Annotated in this window: 18 protein-coding genes; 12 read left to right on the top strand and 6 right to left on the bottom strand. The window is 58.4% G+C overall.

Going from position 1 to position 15,424, the window contains the following annotated elements:
• The 4 genes from ftsY to rpoH all read left to right on the top strand — a co-directional run.
• The coding region (ftsY, locus tag ACIGG6_RS07915) for a signal recognition particle-docking protein FtsY (protein WP_399843747.1) at positions 1-1,088 on the top strand (1,088 nt) is incomplete at its 5' end.
• Positions 1,085-1,753, top strand: coding sequence for a cell division ATP-binding protein FtsE (gene ftsE / locus ACIGG6_RS07910; RefSeq protein WP_137093717.1), 669 nt, complete (start codon positions 1,085-1,087; stop codon positions 1,751-1,753). The genes ftsY and ftsE, both read left to right, overlap by 4 nt.
• Positions 1,750-2,796 carry a permease-like cell division protein FtsX gene (gene ftsX / locus ACIGG6_RS07905; RefSeq protein WP_253507445.1) on the top strand — a complete coding sequence of 349 codons (1,047 nt, stop codon included), beginning with the start codon at positions 1,750-1,752 and terminating at the stop codon, positions 2,794-2,796. The genes ftsE and ftsX overlap by 4 nt, the downstream gene beginning before the upstream one ends.
• 250 nt (positions 2,797-3,046) lie before the next feature.
• Positions 3,047-3,916 (top strand): RNA polymerase sigma factor RpoH, encoded by an 870-nt coding sequence (gene rpoH, locus ACIGG6_RS07900; protein ID WP_253507447.1) that lies wholly within the window; start codon positions 3,047-3,049, stop codon positions 3,914-3,916.
• Between the two features lie 68 nt (positions 3,917-3,984).
• Here the strand turns inward: rpoH and slmA are convergent, their stop codons facing one another.
• The 5 genes from slmA to coaBC form a co-directional block, all read right to left on the bottom strand.
• Positions 3,985-4,593, bottom strand: coding sequence for a nucleoid occlusion factor SlmA (gene slmA / locus ACIGG6_RS07895; protein WP_213262817.1), 609 nt, complete (start codon positions 4,591-4,593; stop codon positions 3,985-3,987).
• A 21-nt stretch (positions 4,594-4,614) separates the two neighbouring features.
• Positions 4,615-5,514, bottom strand: a complete 900-nt coding sequence (gene argB / locus ACIGG6_RS07890; protein WP_044629740.1) for an acetylglutamate kinase — start codon at positions 5,512-5,514, stop codon at positions 4,615-4,617.
• 101 nt (positions 5,515-5,615) lie between these two features.
• On the bottom strand, positions 5,616-7,004 hold the full coding sequence (locus ACIGG6_RS07885; protein ID WP_399843743.1) for a phosphomannomutase/phosphoglucomutase: 1,389 nt from the start codon (positions 7,002-7,004) through the stop codon (positions 5,616-5,618).
• A gap of 47 nt (positions 7,005-7,051) precedes the next feature.
• The gene (gene dut, locus ACIGG6_RS07880) at positions 7,052-7,513 is read right to left on the bottom strand and encodes a dUTP diphosphatase (protein WP_083023243.1); all 462 of its coding nucleotides are present in this window, start codon (positions 7,511-7,513) and stop codon (positions 7,052-7,054) included.
• A gap of 2 nt (positions 7,514-7,515) precedes the next feature.
• On the bottom strand, positions 7,516-8,799 hold the full coding sequence (gene coaBC / locus ACIGG6_RS07875) for a bifunctional phosphopantothenoylcysteine decarboxylase/phosphopantothenate--cysteine ligase CoaBC (RefSeq protein WP_399843741.1): 1,284 nt from the start codon (positions 8,797-8,799) through the stop codon (positions 7,516-7,518).
• A gap of 149 nt (positions 8,800-8,948) precedes the next feature.
• Between coaBC and radC the strand changes: the two genes are divergently transcribed.
• From radC to ald, 7 genes are all read left to right on the top strand, one after another.
• Positions 8,949-9,623 carry a RadC family protein gene (radC, locus tag ACIGG6_RS07870; protein ID WP_044629736.1) on the top strand — a complete coding sequence of 225 codons (675 nt, stop codon included), beginning with the start codon at positions 8,949-8,951 and terminating at the stop codon, positions 9,621-9,623.
• Positions 9,624-9,887: 264 nt separating this feature from the next.
• On the top strand, positions 9,888-10,124 hold the full coding sequence (gene rpmB / locus ACIGG6_RS07865) for a 50S ribosomal protein L28 (RefSeq protein WP_038481085.1): 237 nt from the start codon (positions 9,888-9,890) through the stop codon (positions 10,122-10,124).
• A gap of 38 nt (positions 10,125-10,162) precedes the next feature.
• Positions 10,163-10,318 carry a 50S ribosomal protein L33 gene (gene rpmG / locus ACIGG6_RS07860; RefSeq protein WP_009098622.1) on the top strand — a complete coding sequence of 52 codons (156 nt, stop codon included), beginning with the start codon at positions 10,163-10,165 and terminating at the stop codon, positions 10,316-10,318.
• 138 nt (positions 10,319-10,456) lie between these two features.
• Positions 10,457-11,284, top strand: coding sequence for a bifunctional DNA-formamidopyrimidine glycosylase/DNA-(apurinic or apyrimidinic site) lyase (gene mutM, locus ACIGG6_RS07855; RefSeq protein WP_399843739.1), 828 nt, complete (start codon positions 10,457-10,459; stop codon positions 11,282-11,284).
• Between the two features lie 78 nt (positions 11,285-11,362).
• Entirely contained in the window at positions 11,363-12,553 is a 1,191-nt protein-coding gene (locus ACIGG6_RS07850; RefSeq protein WP_399843737.1) for a class I SAM-dependent rRNA methyltransferase, read from the top strand.
• Between the two features lie 54 nt (positions 12,554-12,607).
• Positions 12,608-13,045 carry an acyl-CoA thioesterase gene (locus ACIGG6_RS07845; protein ID WP_399843735.1) on the top strand — a complete coding sequence of 146 codons (438 nt, stop codon included), beginning with the start codon at positions 12,608-12,610 and terminating at the stop codon, positions 13,043-13,045.
• 177 nt (positions 13,046-13,222) lie between these two features.
• Positions 13,223-14,338, top strand: coding sequence for an alanine dehydrogenase (gene ald, locus ACIGG6_RS07840; RefSeq protein WP_399843733.1), 1,116 nt, complete (start codon positions 13,223-13,225; stop codon positions 14,336-14,338).
• 41 nt (positions 14,339-14,379) lie between these two features.
• Here the strand turns inward: ald and ACIGG6_RS07835 are convergent, their stop codons facing one another.
• A complete protein-coding gene (locus ACIGG6_RS07835; protein WP_044629733.1) occupies positions 14,380-14,628 on the bottom strand; it encodes a SlyX family protein in 249 nt (82 codons plus the stop codon).
• A gap of 110 nt (positions 14,629-14,738) precedes the next feature.
• Here ACIGG6_RS07835 and ACIGG6_RS07830 point away from each other — a divergent pair, with 110 nt between their 5' ends.
• Complete coding sequence (locus tag ACIGG6_RS07830) at positions 14,739-15,272, top strand: cold-shock protein (protein WP_273682104.1); 534 nt, start codon at positions 14,739-14,741, stop codon at positions 15,270-15,272.
• Positions 15,273-15,424 lie beyond the last annotated feature (152 nt).

Genomic DNA, 15,424 nt, shown 5'->3' with positions numbered 1-15,424 from the left:
AGCCAGAGCCAGAGCCAGAGCCAGAGCCAGAGCCAGAGCCAGAGCCAGAGCCAGAGCCAGAGCCAGAGCCAGAGCCAGAGCCAGAGCCAGAGCCAGCCGCGAAGCCTGCGCTTCAAGAGAAGCCGGTATCCGAAAAAGGCGAGAAGAAAGGCTGGTTTGCGCGCATCAAATCTGGCCTGGGGAAAACCCGCGCCAATCTTACTGACGGCTTGGCCGACCTGTTCCTTGGCAAAAAGCATATCGATGACGAGCTGCTGGAGGATCTGGAAACTCAGCTGCTCATGGCCGATGTGGGCATCGAAGCGACGAGCGAAATCATCGAGCGCCTTGAGGCACGGGTTTCCCGCAAAGAGCTGAATAATCCCGAAGCGCTCTATCGCGGCCTACAGGAGGAGCTGGCCGCGCTGCTGGCTCCCGTGTCTGCGCCGCTCAGCTTCGAGAAAGAGAGCGACGGCCCCTTCGTTATTCTGGTGGTGGGGGTCAACGGCGTGGGTAAAACCACCACCATCGGCAAGCTCACCCAGCGTTTCCAGCGCGAAGGCAAGAGCGTCATGCTGGCAGCCGGGGATACCTTCCGTGCGGCGGCGGTGGAACAGCTTAAAGTGTGGGGCGAACGCAACAGTGTACCGGTGATTGCTCAGCACACCGGGGCTGACAGCGCCTCGGTGATTTACGACGCAGTGGCGGCCGCCAAGTCTCGCGGCGTAGATGTGCTGATCGCCGATACCGCCGGGCGGCTGCACAACAAGAGCCACCTGATGGAAGAGCTGAAAAAGGTGCACCGTGTGATGCAGAAGCTCGATGACACGGCGCCCCATGAGGTCATGCTCGTGCTGGATGCAGGCACGGGGCAGAACGCAATTTCCCAGGCCACTACTTTTAATGAGGCGGTGCCGATTAGCGGCATTACTTTAACCAAGCTGGATGGCACCGCCAAAGGCGGGATTATCTTTGCCCTGGCGAAACAGCTAGAAACGCCGATTCGCTTTATCGGGGTGGGTGAGGGCCTGGACGACTTGCGCCCCTTCAACGCTAACGACTTCGTCAACGCGCTGTTTGACCGCCAAGGGGATGATGGTCGCGCATGATTGCTTTTGAGCATGTGGGGAAGCGCTATGGAGGGCGCTTTGACGCGCTGGCGCACCTGAACTTTCGCGTGGCGAGAGGCGAAATGGTGTTTCTGACTGGCCACTCCGGGGCGGGAAAAAGCTCGCTACTGCGGCTGATTATGCGCCTAGAAAAGCCCAGCCGTGGGCGAGTGGTGGTAGCCGGGCATGACATTGCCCAACTCCACGCCAGCCAGGTGCCGTTTTATCGTCGCCAGATTGGCGTGGTATTTCAGGACCACCAGCTGCTATTTGATCGCAGCGTGTTCCATAACGTTTCGCTGCCGCTAGAAATTCAGGGTGTAGAGCCCCGAGAGGCGGCGAGGCGGGTGCGGGCAGCACTGGATAAAGTCGGCCTGTTGCACCGCGAAAAAGCCCTGCCCATCGAGCTTTCCGGCGGTGAGCAGCAGCGGGTGGGCATTGCCCGCGCCGTGGTCAATAAGCCCGCGCTGCTGCTTGCCGATGAGCCCACCGGTAACCTAGACCCACAGCTCTCTGCCGATATCATGGCCCTGTTCGAAGACTTCAACCGTATCGGCACTACGGTCATGATCGCTAGCCACGATTTGGCGCTGATTGCCCGCCTGCACCACCGCATCCTGCGTCTGCAGGACGGTCGTTTAGTCGCCGATGAGGGGGCTGCATGAAGCGCTCAGCCAATACTCGCCAAAGCGGTGCCGCCCCTCGGGGTAAGCGCCAAACACCCAAGCCCGCCGCACCTGCCTCGGAAACAGCCCCTCGCAGTGGGGCGCGCGCTCAGCAAACACGTTTTAGCAGCCGCTTGCGTGCCTGGGGGCGGCACCACCGCGCCATGGCGCTGGATAGCCTCTACCGGCTGGTGCGCCATCCGCTGGGTAACTTGCTCACGATGCTGGCGATTGCCATTGCCCTAGTGCTCCCCGCCGCGCTGTGGCTTACCCTGGATAGCGCCAAACTGCTGGATGCGGAGCTGGATGAAAGCGCCACGCTTACCGTTTATTTGGAAATGAGTATTGATGAGGCACAGGCGGCTCGGATTGAGGAAGCCGTTGCCGCTGATGACGGCGTTGCCAAGACGCGATTGATTAGCCCGGAGCAGGGCATGGCGGATTTTCAACAGGCGCTGGGTGTCGATGATACTCTCGCAGGACTGGACGATAACCCTCTTCCTACGAGCATCGTCATTTCCCCGCAAAATGTGGACCCCGCCGCCATGGCTGGGCTAGCCCAGCGGTTAGAGGGGCTGTCCGGTATTGACGAAGTGCGCGTCGATTTAGCCTGGGTAGAGCGGCTGCGCCATTTAGCGGATCTAGGTCGCCGCATGGCGCTTGCCCTGGGCGTGCTGTTCGGTTTTGGCGTGCTGCTGGTGGTGGGAAACACCATCCGCTTGGCGGTGGAGAGTCGCCGCCGCGAAATTGAGGTGGTAATGCTGATTGGCGCCACTCACGCCTTCGTGCGTCGCCCCTTCTTGTACAGCGGTGCCTGGTACGGCGTTGGCGGCGGGCTGCTGGCCTTGGGCCTGTTAGGGTTGGGTAATCACTGGCTCTCACTGCCGGTAGCGGCGCTGGCGGCCAGCTACGGTGCCAGCTTCACCTTGCCGCAGCTAGATGTGACAGGCTCTACAATTCTGCTATCTTGCAGTACACTACTTGGCTGGCTGGGTGCATGGCTTGCCGTAACACGCCATCTCTCCAGCATTCGCCCGCGTTAACGCATGTAGGCAGCATTTATGTCATCATAGGTTTACATGTGAGTCATATATTTAGCAGTATGCTGTGTTATGCGGTCGATAACGGGAATTTCTACCCCCGTTTTGCGACTTATGCAGTGAATGCATCGGTCGTTTGAACCTTAAGCTTCTACTAAGGTCTTATAAGTTAATTCAGGACGTTTGGCAGCACGTTTTATAATGTTAGGCCGACACGTCAACCACGATAGGTTTTAAGGGAGACCACCTGCACATGAGCACTAGTCTTCTACCGGTGGGACAGCTTTCACCAGGCAACGACCTGGGGGGCTATATTCAAGCGGTGAATGGCATCGCTGTGCTGAGCGTCGAGGAAGAGCGCGAGCTGGCGTTTCGTCTTTATGATGAAGGCGACCTGGAAGCGGCGCGCCGCTTGGTGCTTTCGCACCTGCGTTTTGTGGTGCATATTGCCCGTAGCTATTCAGGCTACGGCCTGCCGCAGGCAGATCTGATTCAGGAAGGTAATGTTGGCCTGATGAAGGCGGTCAAGCGTTTCGACCCTAACCAGGGCGTGCGCCTAGTGTCGTTTGCCGTGCATTGGATCAAGGCAGAGATTCATGAGTTTGTGCTGCGTAACTGGCGCATTGTTAAAATCGCCACCACCAAAGCCCAGCGCAAGCTGTTCTTCAACCTGCGCAGCGCGAAAAAGCGTTTGGCATGGCTGAATAATGACGAAGTGGATGCCATCGCCAAAGACCTTGATGTGAAGCCTGAAATCGTGCGCGATATGGAAGGCCGCCTCTCAGCGTTTGATGCAGGTTATGATGCCTCGCCAAGCGACGATGAAGAGAGCACCTACCAAGCGCCGGCTTACTTCCTCGACGATGCGTCCGCCGACCCTGCGACGCAGCTCGAAGACAGCGATTTTGAAGAAGACTCTACTCGTCGCTTGCAGCTGGCGCTGAAGGGATTGGATGATCGTTCGCGGGATATCCTGCAGCGCCGTTGGCTCACCGATGATAAAGCAACGCTGCACGATTTGGCCGATGTGTACGGCGTCAGCGCCGAGCGTATTCGCCAGCTCGAGAAGAACGCCATGAAGAAACTGCGCCAGAAAATGGGCGACGCCGCTATCGCTGCGTAATGCTATTTTGTCGCGCAATAAAACGCCCCGAAGGTGCCGTACCTTCGGGGCGTTTTCGTTTTTCTCTATTAAGCTGGCTGTGCAGTGGTTCTTAACAGCTGGCCAGAGAGTAGCGTCCACTGGTCGTCCCAATATTCGGTGGGCAAGCGTTTGAAGTCGCTACGTACATATTGAGAAATACGCCCCTCGGCTTGGGCGATCAGTAGGTTGGCTGCGGCCGAGGCGGAAATGTTGGTGCGTAGCCCTTCGCGCAGCTCGGCTTCCCGCAGCACCTGCTTGAGCTGGGTTTCCAGGCGCTCGAAGAGCTGGTGTACCCGCTGGCGCAGCCGTGCGGTTTCACCGGTGAGCACATCGCCCCCTAGCACCCTGGCAAGCCCGGGGTTCTTCTCGGCAAACCCGAGCAGGAGCGAGAGAATCGTCCCGCAGCGGGTCGTGGCGTCGGGGATGTCATCCAGAATGCGGGTAATGCGTGCGAAAATGCTCTCTTCGATGAAGTCGATCAGTCCCTCGAACATGCGCGCCTTGCTGGGGAAGTGGCGATACAGCGCCGCTTCGGAAACGCCCACTTGGCGCGCCAGTGCGGCCGTGGTGATCCGCTTGCCACTGTCCTCTTCCAGCATGATGGCTAACGCCTGCAGAATTTGCTCGCGGCGGCGAGGTTTGCGATCGTCACTCATGACTCTTGCCCTCCGTCGCGATTAACCTGCGTCAGTGATCAGGGTGCCTACCCCGGCGTTGGTAAAGATTTCCAGTAGCACCGCATGAGGAACGCGGCCATCAATAATATGGGCGCTGTTCACACCGCCTTTCACGGCATCCAGCGCGCAGCGGATTTTGGGTAGCATCCCGCCGTAAATGGTGCCATCGGCAATCAGGCCGTCTACCTGGGCGGTGGTGAGCCCCGTTAGCACCTTGCCTTCGCTGTTCATCAAGCCCGCCACGTTGGTCAGCAGCATCAGCTTCTCGGCGTTCAGCGCTTCGGCCAGCTTGCCTGCTACCAGATCGGCATTGATGTTGTAGCTGTTACCTTTGTCATCCACGCCGATGGGAGCGATGACCGGAATAAAGTCCCGGGCGGCCAGCATCTCGATCAGGTCAGTGGAGATCGACTCCACTTCGCCGACATGGCCGATGTCGATGATTTCCGGCGCGGTCATCTCCGGGCTCTGGTGCTCCACCTTCAGCTGCCGGGCGCGAATCTGGGCGCCATCTTTGCCGGTCAGGCCAATCGCCTTGCCGCCGCTTTGATTGATCAGGTTTACGATGCTCTTGTTCACCAAGCCGCCCAGTACCATCTCCACGACATCCATGGTTTGCGAGTCAGTGACTCGCATGCCATTCACGAAGCGGGATTCGATATTGAGCTTCTCCAGCAGGCTGCCAATTTGCGGGCCGCCGCCGTGAACCACCACCGGATTAATGCCAACTTCCTTCATCAGCACGATGTTGCGAGCAAATGAGTCGATCAGCGTGTCTTCGGTCATGGCATTGCCGCCATATTTCACGACGACAGTTTTGCCGGAAAATTGCTGAATATAGGGAAGCGCTTCTGACAGCACCTCCACAACGACCTGGGGGTCGCGGCTAGCTGAACTCATGACGTTGTCCCTTTGCTCTTTTTAATGTCTGTTGCGTTGCTAGGCGCTTACGCGCCTGGATGACAGCATTTTTTAACACGTCGCGCGTTCTAAGGGCGCGATCATGCTGTTGTTGTGGCTGGTATGGTCAGTGTAGGCGCGACGCCGTGTAGCGCTTTTTCAAAGCGCTCGCGGATTCGAGCGAGCGCTGCGCTATCTTTTCCCTCAAAACGAAGCACCAGTGCGGGCGTCGTATTAGAGGCGCGACATAATCCCCAGCCGTCGGTGTAATCAACGCGAATGCCATCCAGCGTGGTTTTGATACCTTCGCCGAAGTCGCCCTCTCTGGCAAGTGTCTCGATAATGGCAAATTTTTCTTCATCGGCAACGCTGACGTTAATTTCTGGCGTACTGACATCTTGGGGGAATTGCTCAAAGAAAGCGTCCGCGTCGCCGGGGAACTGGGCAAGAATCTCCAGCAGTCGGGCGGCTGCGTAGAGGCCGTCATCAAAGCCGTACCAGCGCTCTTTAAAGAAGATATGTCCGCTCATTTCGCCGCCCAGCAGCGCGTCGGTCTCTTTCATACGCGCTTTAATCAGTGAGTGGCCGGTGCGCCACATCTCAGGCTCGCCGCCAGCCTCGCTAATCACCCGGGCAAGATTGCCGGTGCACTTGATATCGAAGACCACTTTCGCTCCAGGATTGCGCGACAGCATATCGGTGGCAAACAGCATCAGCAGGTGGTCAGGGTAAATCATACGCCCACGGGGCGTGACGACGCCTAGCCGGTCACCGTCGCCGTCGAAGGCAAGGCCGATGTCGGCACCGCTCTGCTGGACGTGGTGGATCAGATCCTGCAGGTTTTCCGGCTTGCCGGGGTCGGGGTGATGGTTGGGGAAGCGGCCATCGATCTCGTCAAACAGCGGTGTGGTGGTGACCCCAAGCCGCTGAATAAGTTGCGGGCCAAGCTCTCCGGCCACACCGTTGCCGCAATCCACCACGGCGCTGAGCGGGCGTTCCACCTTTACATCGCTCAAAATGCGCTCCAGGTAGCTGGCGCGCAGATCTTGGCTGCTCACGCTGCCTTGGCCCTGGGTGAAATTGCCCGCCTGGATACGCTCAAAGAGCGCAGTAATGGCGTCGCCGGATAGCGTTTCCCCTGCGAGGACGATTTTAAAGCCATTGTAGTCCGGCGGGTTGTGGCTGCCGGTGAGCATCACCCCTGAGCGACTCTCTGGCAGCGTGTGGGTGGCGAAGTAGAGCACCGGTGTGGGCACCATGCCGATATCGATAACGTCCCGCCCGGCGGCCTGAAGGCCGCGAATGAGCGCTGCTTGCAGGCGCGGCCCAGAGGTGCGGCCATCTCGCGCCACAATCACCGTCTGCTCGCCACGAACGGCGGCTTCAGAGCCGACGGCACGGCCAATCAGCTCGGTGGTGGCTTCGCTTAACGTGTCATCCACGATGCCGCGAATATCGTAAGCGCGAAATATCGAAGCGGGTACGGTCATCATCGATCCTTGAAAAACGCTGAAAGGGAGTGGGCTGGCGAACGGGGTTACTGACGGCCGGTGCTGCCGAAACCGCCGCTGCCGCGAGTAGAGTCGGTAAAGCTATCGACGATATCGAGTTCAGCTTGCACCACGGGGACCAGAACGTACTGGGCGAGCCGCTCGAAGGGCGCAATCGTGAAGCTGTCCTGGCCGCGATTCCATACCGAGATCATTAGCTCGCCCTGGTAGTCGGAGTCGATGAGCCCAACCAGGTTACCCAGCACGATGCCGTGTTTATGGCCGAGGCCAGAGCGCGGCAGAATCATGCCCGCCAAGCCTGGATCTTCAATATAGATGGCAAGGCCGGTGCGTACGAGTTGGCATTCGCCGGGGGCAAGGGTGAGGGGGGCATCCAGCAGCGCCCGTAAGTCCATGCCCGCAGAGCCTGCCGTGGCGTAGGAGGGGAGGTAATCGTGCAGGCGCTCATCCAACACATTGCACTGCAGGCGAGGGCGGGGGCTGCTCATGGTCAGGCTCCAGAAGAGATCAAAGAGAGTTGCTTGAGTGCATGCTGAATAATCAGCGCTGCCAGTTGAGTTTTGGGTTGCGGCGGGGCAACAAGCTGCTCGTTATGGGTAGGCGTTCGCCATAGCAGCAGCGCCGCGTTGTCGTCGCTGCCAAAGCCCAGGCCCTGCTGGGAAACATCGTTAGCGACGATCATATCCAGCCCTTTGCGGGCCAGTTTGTCCTGGGCGTAGCGCTCGATGTTCTGGGTCTCGGCGGCAAAGCCCACCACAAAGGGGCGCTGACCTTTAGGCAGCGCCGCTACGTCGGCAATGATGTCTGGATTTTTCACCAGCGTGAGCGTCAGCGTATCCCGGTCATCGGTTTTTTTAAGCTTGTGCTCGGCAGCGCTTTCCGCGCGGTAGTCGGCTACCGCCGCGCAGCCGATAAACAGCGCCGCTTGGGGGGCCAGCTTAAGCGATGCTTCGTGCATCTGTACGGCGGTTTCGACGTTGAGCCGCTCGACACCTTGGGGAGTAGGCAGGTTCACCGGGCCGCTGATCAGCGTTACCCGCGCCCCTTGGGCGGCCGCTTCCGCAGCCAGGGCGTAGCCCATTTTCCCCGAGCTGTGATTTGACAGGTAGCGCACCGGGTCCAGCGCCTCGCGAGTGGGGCCGGCGGTGATCACCATGTGGGGTGCGCTGGCGGAAGCGGCGACAGGCGGCGCAAAGTTCTTTGTCACAAAGCTCTGGGTCACCGCTTCCAGGATCTCTTCAGGCTCGCTCATGCGCCCTGGGCCGACGTCGCCGCAGGCCTGATCGCCCGCCGCCGGGCCAATCAGCTGCCAGCCATCGGTGGCCAACTGCTCCACATTGCGCTGAGTGGCTGGGTGGCGCCACATGGCCTGATTCATCGCAGGGGCGATGAGGCGCGGTGCTTCAGAAGCAAGGCATAGAGTGGTCAGTAAGTCATCCGCCATGCCATGGACCAGCCGCGCGATCAAGTCGGCGGTGGCCGGGGCGATGACGATGGCATCCGCCCAGCGGGCCAGCTCGATATGCCCCATGCCAGCTTCCGCTTCAGGGTCGAGTAGCGAGGTACGCACCGGCTCGCCCGAAAGTGCCTGAAGCGTGAGTGGCGTTATAAACGCCTGGGCTCCCTCGGTCATCACTACACGAACCTCGCAGCCAGCCTGTTTTAGCAGCCGCACGATAAGGGCGCTTTTGTAGGCCGCGATGCCGGCGCTAACGCCCAGCAGCAGGCGCTTACCCGCTAGCGACGATAAGGGGGAGTGCGAAAGTGGGGCCATGGTGGGCAGTCCAGTGTGACGATCAACAAGGGGCTTACCATACCATTTGGCTGATTATTTTGGCATGCTCGGCAGATTCGCCATAATGCTAGGTATAGTGAGGCTGGCGGTCATGGCAGTGCGTTAAAAGAACCATTAGGGAGGCGTGGATGGGGATTAATCATTGGCCCGAAGGTGAGCGGCCACGGGAAAAGCTGTTGAATATGGGCGCGCAGGCACTTTCGGATGCCGAGCTGTTAGCGATTTTTCTGCGAGTAGGCGTGCAGGGGCGCTCGGCGGTAGACTTGGCGCGGGACTTGCTGGCGAATTTTGGGGGGTTAAGGCAGTTGCTTGAGGCGGACCAAACCCAGTTCTGCTCCGCCCGTGGTCTGGGAAGTGCTAAATTTGCCCAGTTGCAGGCCACCCTAGAGCTCTCTCGACGGCATTTGGCCAGCCAACTGGCTCGTGGCAATGCCCTAACGTCGCCTGCGTTGGTGCGCCACTATTTAAGCTCACAGCTGCGTCACTTGGGGCATGAAGAGTTCGCCGTACTTTTTTTGGATACACAGCATCGAATTATTCGCTATGAATCCCTATTTCGCGGTACCCTAGACAGCGCATCCGTTTATCCCCGCGAAGTTGCCAAGCGTGCGCTGGAATTACACGCTGGTGCTGTCATCCTGGCCCACAATCACCCATCGGGTGTGGCTGAGCCCAGCGATGCTGATCGACGTATCACTGAACGCTTAAAAGATGCCCTTGCACTCTTTGACGTGCGGGTACTCGATCATTTTGTGGTGGGGGACGGAGAAGTGGTGTCATTTGCCGAGCGTGGCTGGCTATAAGCAATAATCTTAGCAATAAAAGACGCGTGGCTGGTCGTCAGGCCGCTGCCCCTTTTCTAAGTAAATTGTCCAAAAATGCGCTTTTTTGGCCTTTTTGGGCGGTTTCGCTTGCTGGTAGCTAGGTGCTCTGGTATAAAGTGCCACCTTTGAACTTGGGTTGAATAACGGATTTGGGTACAGCTAGGCGGTTAACTGCGTCGACTCCCTCCCTGCTCCGGTTTGCCCGACAGTTTTGAACAACTCGCCAAGCGGTTGGAGGCTCTCATGTCCAAAGTATGTCAGGTTACCGGCAAGCGTCCGGTAACTGGTAATAACGTTTCTCACTCCCAGCGTAAGACACGTCGTCGTTTCTTGCCGAACCTGCACACCCATCGTTTTTGGGTTGAGTCTGAAAACCGCTTCGTCAAGCTGCGCGTTTCCTCTAAAGGTATGCGTATCATCGACAAGAAAGGTATCGAGACGGTTCTGGCCGATATCCGCAAACGCGGCGACGCTATCTAAGCCAGCTTTTTGCTAAGCACTTTTGGGAGAGTTAAACCATGCGCGATAAGATCAAGCTGGTGTCTAGTGCCGGTACAGGCCACTTCTACACCACTGATAAGAACAAGCGGAACACCCCGGATAAGTTCGAATTCAAGAAATACGACCCGGTGGTCCGTAAGCACGTTATCTACAAGGAAGCCAAGATCAAGTAATCGCGATTACGATGATCGGCTTTCACCGCAGGCGAGCGCCTGTTGAAAAACCCGGCCTAAAGCCGGGTTTTTGCATGTCTGTCGTTAGCGCCTTGGCCGTTAATCGCTGTCACTGTGCTGTCATCATAGGCTTTCATCATGCCCGAACTGCCTGAAGTTGAAACCACGCGACGTGGCATCGCCCCCTATATAGAGGGGCAAGAAATTACCGAAGTGCGGGTGCGCCAGCCGCGCCTGCGGGTACCAGTGCCGGACGACCTGGCCGAACGCTTAATCGGCGCGCGAGTGGGCGAGTTGGCCCGACGAGCTAAATACCTGCAGATTCCGCTAGCCACCGCTGATGGCAGTGCCACGCTGCTGTGGCACTTAGGCATGTCGGGCAGCCTGCGTATTGCCCGCCTGGGGGATTTGCCGAAAAAGCACGACCATGTGGATGTGGTGACCGCCAGCGGCTACGTGCTGCGCTACCATGACCCGCGTCGGTTTGGGTTTGTCGACTGGCAGCAGGGCGACGGCAGCCGCGATACCCGCCTTGCCCACCTTGGCCCTGAACCGCTTAGCGATGCCTTCAACGGCCAGTGGCTCTACCGCCTGTCCCGTGATAAGCGGGTGGCAGTAAAGCCCTTTTTGATGGACAACCGTGTGGTGGTGGGTGCGGGCAATATTTATGCCGCCGAAGCGCTGTTTATGGCAGGCATCGACCCGCGCCGTGCGGCGGGGCGAATTTCCCAAGCGCGCTACGACGCGCTAGCGGCGGCCGTCAAAGAGGTGTTGGCGGCGGCCATTACCCAAGGTGGCACCACGCTGCGCGATTTTGTCAGCGGCCAAGGCGAGCCTGGTTACTTCGCCCAGCGGCTGAATGTTTACGGACGCCACGGGCAGCCTTGCCTACGCTGTGGCAGCGAGCTGAAGCGCATTACCCTGGGTCAACGTGCCAGTGTGTTTTGCCCCGGCTGCCAGCGTTAATCGCCGCCTTGGGCGGTTAACTGTTTTTATGCTTACAGTGCCTAAGTGCACTGTAAGCTTGCTCTTTTGGAGATTGTTGTGACCCAACGCCTGCGCTTGAATAAAAACGCCGATCGCCGCTTAAAAGCTGGCCATCTGTGGATCTACTCCAACGAAGTCGATATCAAAGAGACGCCGCTGAAAAACTTTGCGGCGGGCGAGCCTGTGCTGGTAGAGGCGTCCAACGGTAAAACCCTGGGCGTTGCCTACGTGAACCCGCACTCGCTGATCTGCGGCCGCATCATGTCTCGCGACCCTGAAATGCGCCTGGACCGCTCGCTGTTCGTGCATCGCTTTAATCAGGCCCTAGCGCTGCGCCAGCGCCTGTTTGATCAGCCGTTTTATCGCCTGATTCATGGCGAGGGCGACCTGCTGCCTGGCCTGGTGATTGATCGTTTCGGCGATGTGCTGGTGGTGCAGCTCAACACCGCCGGTATGCAGGCACTGGCGGAAGATATCGTTGACGCCCTGGAGAAAGTGGTTAAGCCGAGTGCTATCGTCTTCCGTAACGACACCGGTGGCCGCCGCCAGGAGGGCCTGGAAGCCCACGTGGAAGTCGTCAAAGGTACGCTGCCTGACGAAGTGCTGCTGGTCGAAAATGGCGTCACCTTTGCCGTGCCGGTGCTAAACGGCCAGAAAACCGGCTGGTTCTATGATCACCGTGTGAACCGTGCTTGGCTCAACAGCCAAGTGGCCGGTAAGCGCGTGCTGGACGTATTCAGCTACGTGGGTGGCTGGGGCGTTCAGGCGGCGGCCAGCGGTGCATCAGAAGTGCTCTGCGTGGATGCATCCGGCGCGGCGCTGGAGCAAGTGGCGCGCAACGCCGAGCTGAACGGCGTTCAAGAGCAGGTGGCGATTGGTGAAGGCGATGCTTTTGAAGCCCTGGCGGCGCTAAAGGCAGATGGCGAGCAGTTCGATGTGGTGATTCTCGATCCGCCTGCGTTTATCAAAAAGCGTAAGGATATCCCCAACGGCGAGCGCGCCTACTCGCGCCTGAACCGTGAGGCGATGCGCCTGCTGGGCCGCGATGGCCTGCTGCTGTCGGCATCCTGCTCCATGCACCTTGCCCCTGATCGTTTGGTCGATGTGGTGCGCGGTGCAGTGCGCCACCAGGACCGCCAAGGTCAGGTGATCTTCCAGGGCCACCAAGGACCTGATCACCCGGTACACCCGGCCATACCGGAGACGTCGTACTTGAAGGCGCTAGGCGTGCGCGTGTTCCGCGACTAAGCACGGTCATTAGTGGTGAACTGATAGAGGTCTTCAAAGAGAGGAGATAGCCACATGGAGTGGGCACTGCCAGATCCGTTTGTCATTGACTTAAACGTGCTGCCAGAGGCGATTGACGCCTACCAGCACGTTAATAACAGCGAGTACTTGCGCTGGGTTGAGCAAATTAGCTGGGCGCACTCCGAGGCGTTGGGGCTATCCCTTGAGCGCTATCAAGCTTTAGATAGGGCAATGGTGGTGCACCGCCATGAGTTGGACTACCTCGCGCCTGCCTTTGCGGGTGACGCGCTGCAGCTGGCAACGTGGATCGTGGCGTGTGACGGCCGCTTTAGCCTGACACGCCGCTTTCAGCTCAAGCGCGTTGCGGATGGCAAAACGCTGCTGAACGCCCGTACTCGGTTTGCCTGTGTCGCGCTCTCAAGCGGCCGCCCGAAACGCCTGCCTGAAGAGTACCAGCGTATTTATGGTGGTGCGGTGGTGAACGAAGAGTGACGTTTAATAGGGGCGTTGATTTTTTCGCCTAGGGCCCTTAACCGCTAGATTCTTCTGCTAAAAAACGCCTTGGCCGGCGTTTTTTTTGTTTTTCTTTCCAGGGGTGGTGGTTCTTGTTTGCTGTGCTGTAATGCACTTAGCAACGTATGACATGTGCCCGAATCAGGAGAGCCAACCATGAAAATTGCCGTCCCGAAAGAGATCAAAAACCATGAATACCGCGTCGCACTGACGCCCACCGGCGCGCGCGAGCTAACCGGGCGGGGCCATTCGGTGAGCGTGCAGGCTGGCGCGGGTGAAGGCGCTGGCTTTCAAGATGGCGATTACCAGCAGGCTGGCGCTACTATCGAGCCAAATGTTGATGCGCTGTGGCAAAACGCCGAGCTGATCTTGAAAGTCAAAGAGCCGCAGCCAGAAGAGGTCGCGCGACTCACCCCTGAGCATACGCTGTTTACCTACTTGCACTTAGCCGCTGAAAAGTCTCTCACCCAAGGGCTAATGAAGAGCGGTGCTACCTGTATTGCCTACGAAACTATCACCGATGCTAAAGGTGGCCTGCCGCTATTAGCCCCCATGAGCACCGTGGCGGGCCGTATGGCGGTGCAGGCAGGGGCGCATAGCCTGGAAAAGGCGCAGGGCGGCTCTGGCGTGCTGTTGCCGGGTGTACCGGGGGTAGCGCCAGGTAGTGTGACCGTGATTGGCGGCGGTGTCGTGGGTGAGAACGCGGCGCGCATGGCGCTGGGCTTGGGGGCAGATGTCACGATTTTAGATAAATCGATTGCCCGCCTGGAAGTGCTGGATGACCGCTACCAGGGGCGCATCAAAACCGTCTACTCCACGGCGGACGCGCTGGATCACGCGGTAAGAACGGCAGATATGATTGTCGGTGCCGTGCTGATTCCAGGCGCCGCTGCGCCGAAGCTGATTACTCGCGCCATGCTGGCGGATATGAAGCCGGGCAGCGTGCTGGTGGATGTGGCGATTGACCAGGGCGGCTGCTTTGAAACCAGCAGGCCCACCACCCACGCTGAGCCTACCTATATCGTGGATGGTATTGTGCACTACTGCGTGGCCAATATGCCCGGTGCCGTGGCGCGTACCTCTACCTTAGGGCTGACCAACGCTACGCTGCCTTTCGTACTGGCGCTGGCGGATAAAGGCTGGCAGAAAGCATTAGCCGATGATGCGCACTTCCTGCCCGGCCTTAATGTTCACAACGGCAAGGTGACCTATCGTGCCGTTGCCGATGCATTTGGGCTGGAAAACGTTGACCCGGCCAGCATGGTGAAGTAATCCCACCGCTTTTGGGCGGGCAAGAAGCCGCGAGCCGTGGCTTAATAGTGGGGTGGGATATCGTCTTCTGGACGAAAACTGCCTTGGGAGTCGCCCGCCTGGAGCGCCTGATGCTGCTCGCGTAGCCGTTCGCGCATCAAGGCGCTTAGCTGCTCCAGTTTTTCCAAGCGGCGCTCCTGCTGGGCGACCGCTTGATCCAGAGTGTCCAGCCAGTGCTCCTGATAGGCCAGCCGACTCTCCAACGATTCAAGACGTTGAGCGAGCTCAGCAGGCGATAATTCGTTTGTCATGATAACATCGTCACCTTGTGTAGTATGCTCGGTACTGTTAGGAATGGGCCTGGTAGTTCGAGTATTGTCCTTCGTCTGTTACCCATACAACAAGAGAGCTTTTATCATCTATGAACCCAAAAGTTGTTTTTCGCTGTTTCTTTATCAGTGTCTTACTCGCCGCCCCCACGCCGCTTCTTCTGGCAGGGATTGTTCATTTAACCAATGCACCTCTGGCTGAGCAGTGGTTAGCCGAAGCTGCTTTTAGCGTATATGCCGCGGTAGCCTTTGGCTGCTTTATTATGTTGTTTATCGGCACGTTAGCGGCGGCTGCCCTGGCGCCACCAATGGTTGTGAAGGCAGATGTGGCTCGGGTTAAGCCTGCGCCGCGCCAGCCCCAAGCACCTGCTCCTACGGTGGAAGATGATGAAGAGGAAGATATCATCGACCCCAACGATGGCCGTGAAGAGGGTGAAGTAAAGTGGTTTAACACCAACAAAGGCTACGGCTTTATTACTCGCGATAACGGAGAAGATGTGTTTGTTCACTTCCGTGCCATTCGTGGTCGTGGCCCGCGTATGCTGGCCGAAGGCCAGATTGTTCGCTATCACGTGATTAAAAATGATCGCGGCCTGCAGGCCGATGACGTCAGCATTATTGAGTAAGCGCCCAGGCGCTGTAGTGATAAATTAGTGCTGAAAGAGAAAACCCCCGCGCTTGCGGGGGTTTCAGACTGCTGACAAAGCCCTGGCCCTTCGGCCAGGGTTTTGCTTTGATAAGCGTATCGTTTTTAGTGGTGGCCGATATGCTCAAAGAC

The organism is Vreelandella lionensis, assembly GCF_044543515.1.
Classification (GTDB): Bacteria; Pseudomonadota; Gammaproteobacteria; order Pseudomonadales; family Halomonadaceae; genus Vreelandella; species Vreelandella lionensis.
This window is presented reverse-complemented; position numbering and strand designations above follow the sequence as displayed.

Coding starts and splice junctions, on each gene's coding strand:
- rpmB (WP_038481085.1), top strand. CDS start 9,888: ATGTCCAAAGTATGTCAGGTTACCGGCAAGCGTCCGGTAACTGGTAAT.
- ACIGG6_RS07830 (WP_273682104.1), top strand. CDS start 14,739: ATGAACCCAAAAGTTGTTTTTCGCTGTTTCTTTATCAGTGTCTTACTC.
- ACIGG6_RS07885 (WP_399843743.1), bottom strand. CDS start 7,004: ATGACCGTACCCGCTTCGATATTTCGCGCTTACGATATTCGCGGCATC.
- argB (WP_044629740.1), bottom strand. CDS start 5,514: ATGAGTTCAGCTAGCCGCGACCCCCAGGTCGTTGTGGAGGTGCTGTCA.
- dut (WP_083023243.1), bottom strand. CDS start 7,513: ATGAGCAGCCCCCGCCCTCGCCTGCAGTGCAATGTGTTGGATGAGCGC.
- rpoH (WP_253507447.1), top strand. CDS start 3,047: ATGAGCACTAGTCTTCTACCGGTGGGACAGCTTTCACCAGGCAACGAC.
- ACIGG6_RS07845 (WP_399843735.1), top strand. CDS start 12,608: ATGGAGTGGGCACTGCCAGATCCGTTTGTCATTGACTTAAACGTGCTG.
- ald (WP_399843733.1), top strand. CDS start 13,223: ATGAAAATTGCCGTCCCGAAAGAGATCAAAAACCATGAATACCGCGTC.
- radC (WP_044629736.1), top strand. CDS start 8,949: ATGGGGATTAATCATTGGCCCGAAGGTGAGCGGCCACGGGAAAAGCTG.
- ftsE (WP_137093717.1), top strand. CDS start 1,085: ATGATTGCTTTTGAGCATGTGGGGAAGCGCTATGGAGGGCGCTTTGAC.
- rpmG (WP_009098622.1), top strand. CDS start 10,163: ATGCGCGATAAGATCAAGCTGGTGTCTAGTGCCGGTACAGGCCACTTC.
- ACIGG6_RS07835 (WP_044629733.1), bottom strand. CDS start 14,628: ATGACAAACGAATTATCGCCTGCTGAGCTCGCTCAACGTCTTGAATCG.
- coaBC (WP_399843741.1), bottom strand. CDS start 8,799: ATGGCCCCACTTTCGCACTCCCCCTTATCGTCGCTAGCGGGTAAGCGC.
- ftsX (WP_253507445.1), top strand. CDS start 1,750: ATGAAGCGCTCAGCCAATACTCGCCAAAGCGGTGCCGCCCCTCGGGGT.
- mutM (WP_399843739.1), top strand. CDS start 10,457: ATGCCCGAACTGCCTGAAGTTGAAACCACGCGACGTGGCATCGCCCCC.
- slmA (WP_213262817.1), bottom strand. CDS start 4,593: ATGAGTGACGATCGCAAACCTCGCCGCCGCGAGCAAATTCTGCAGGCG.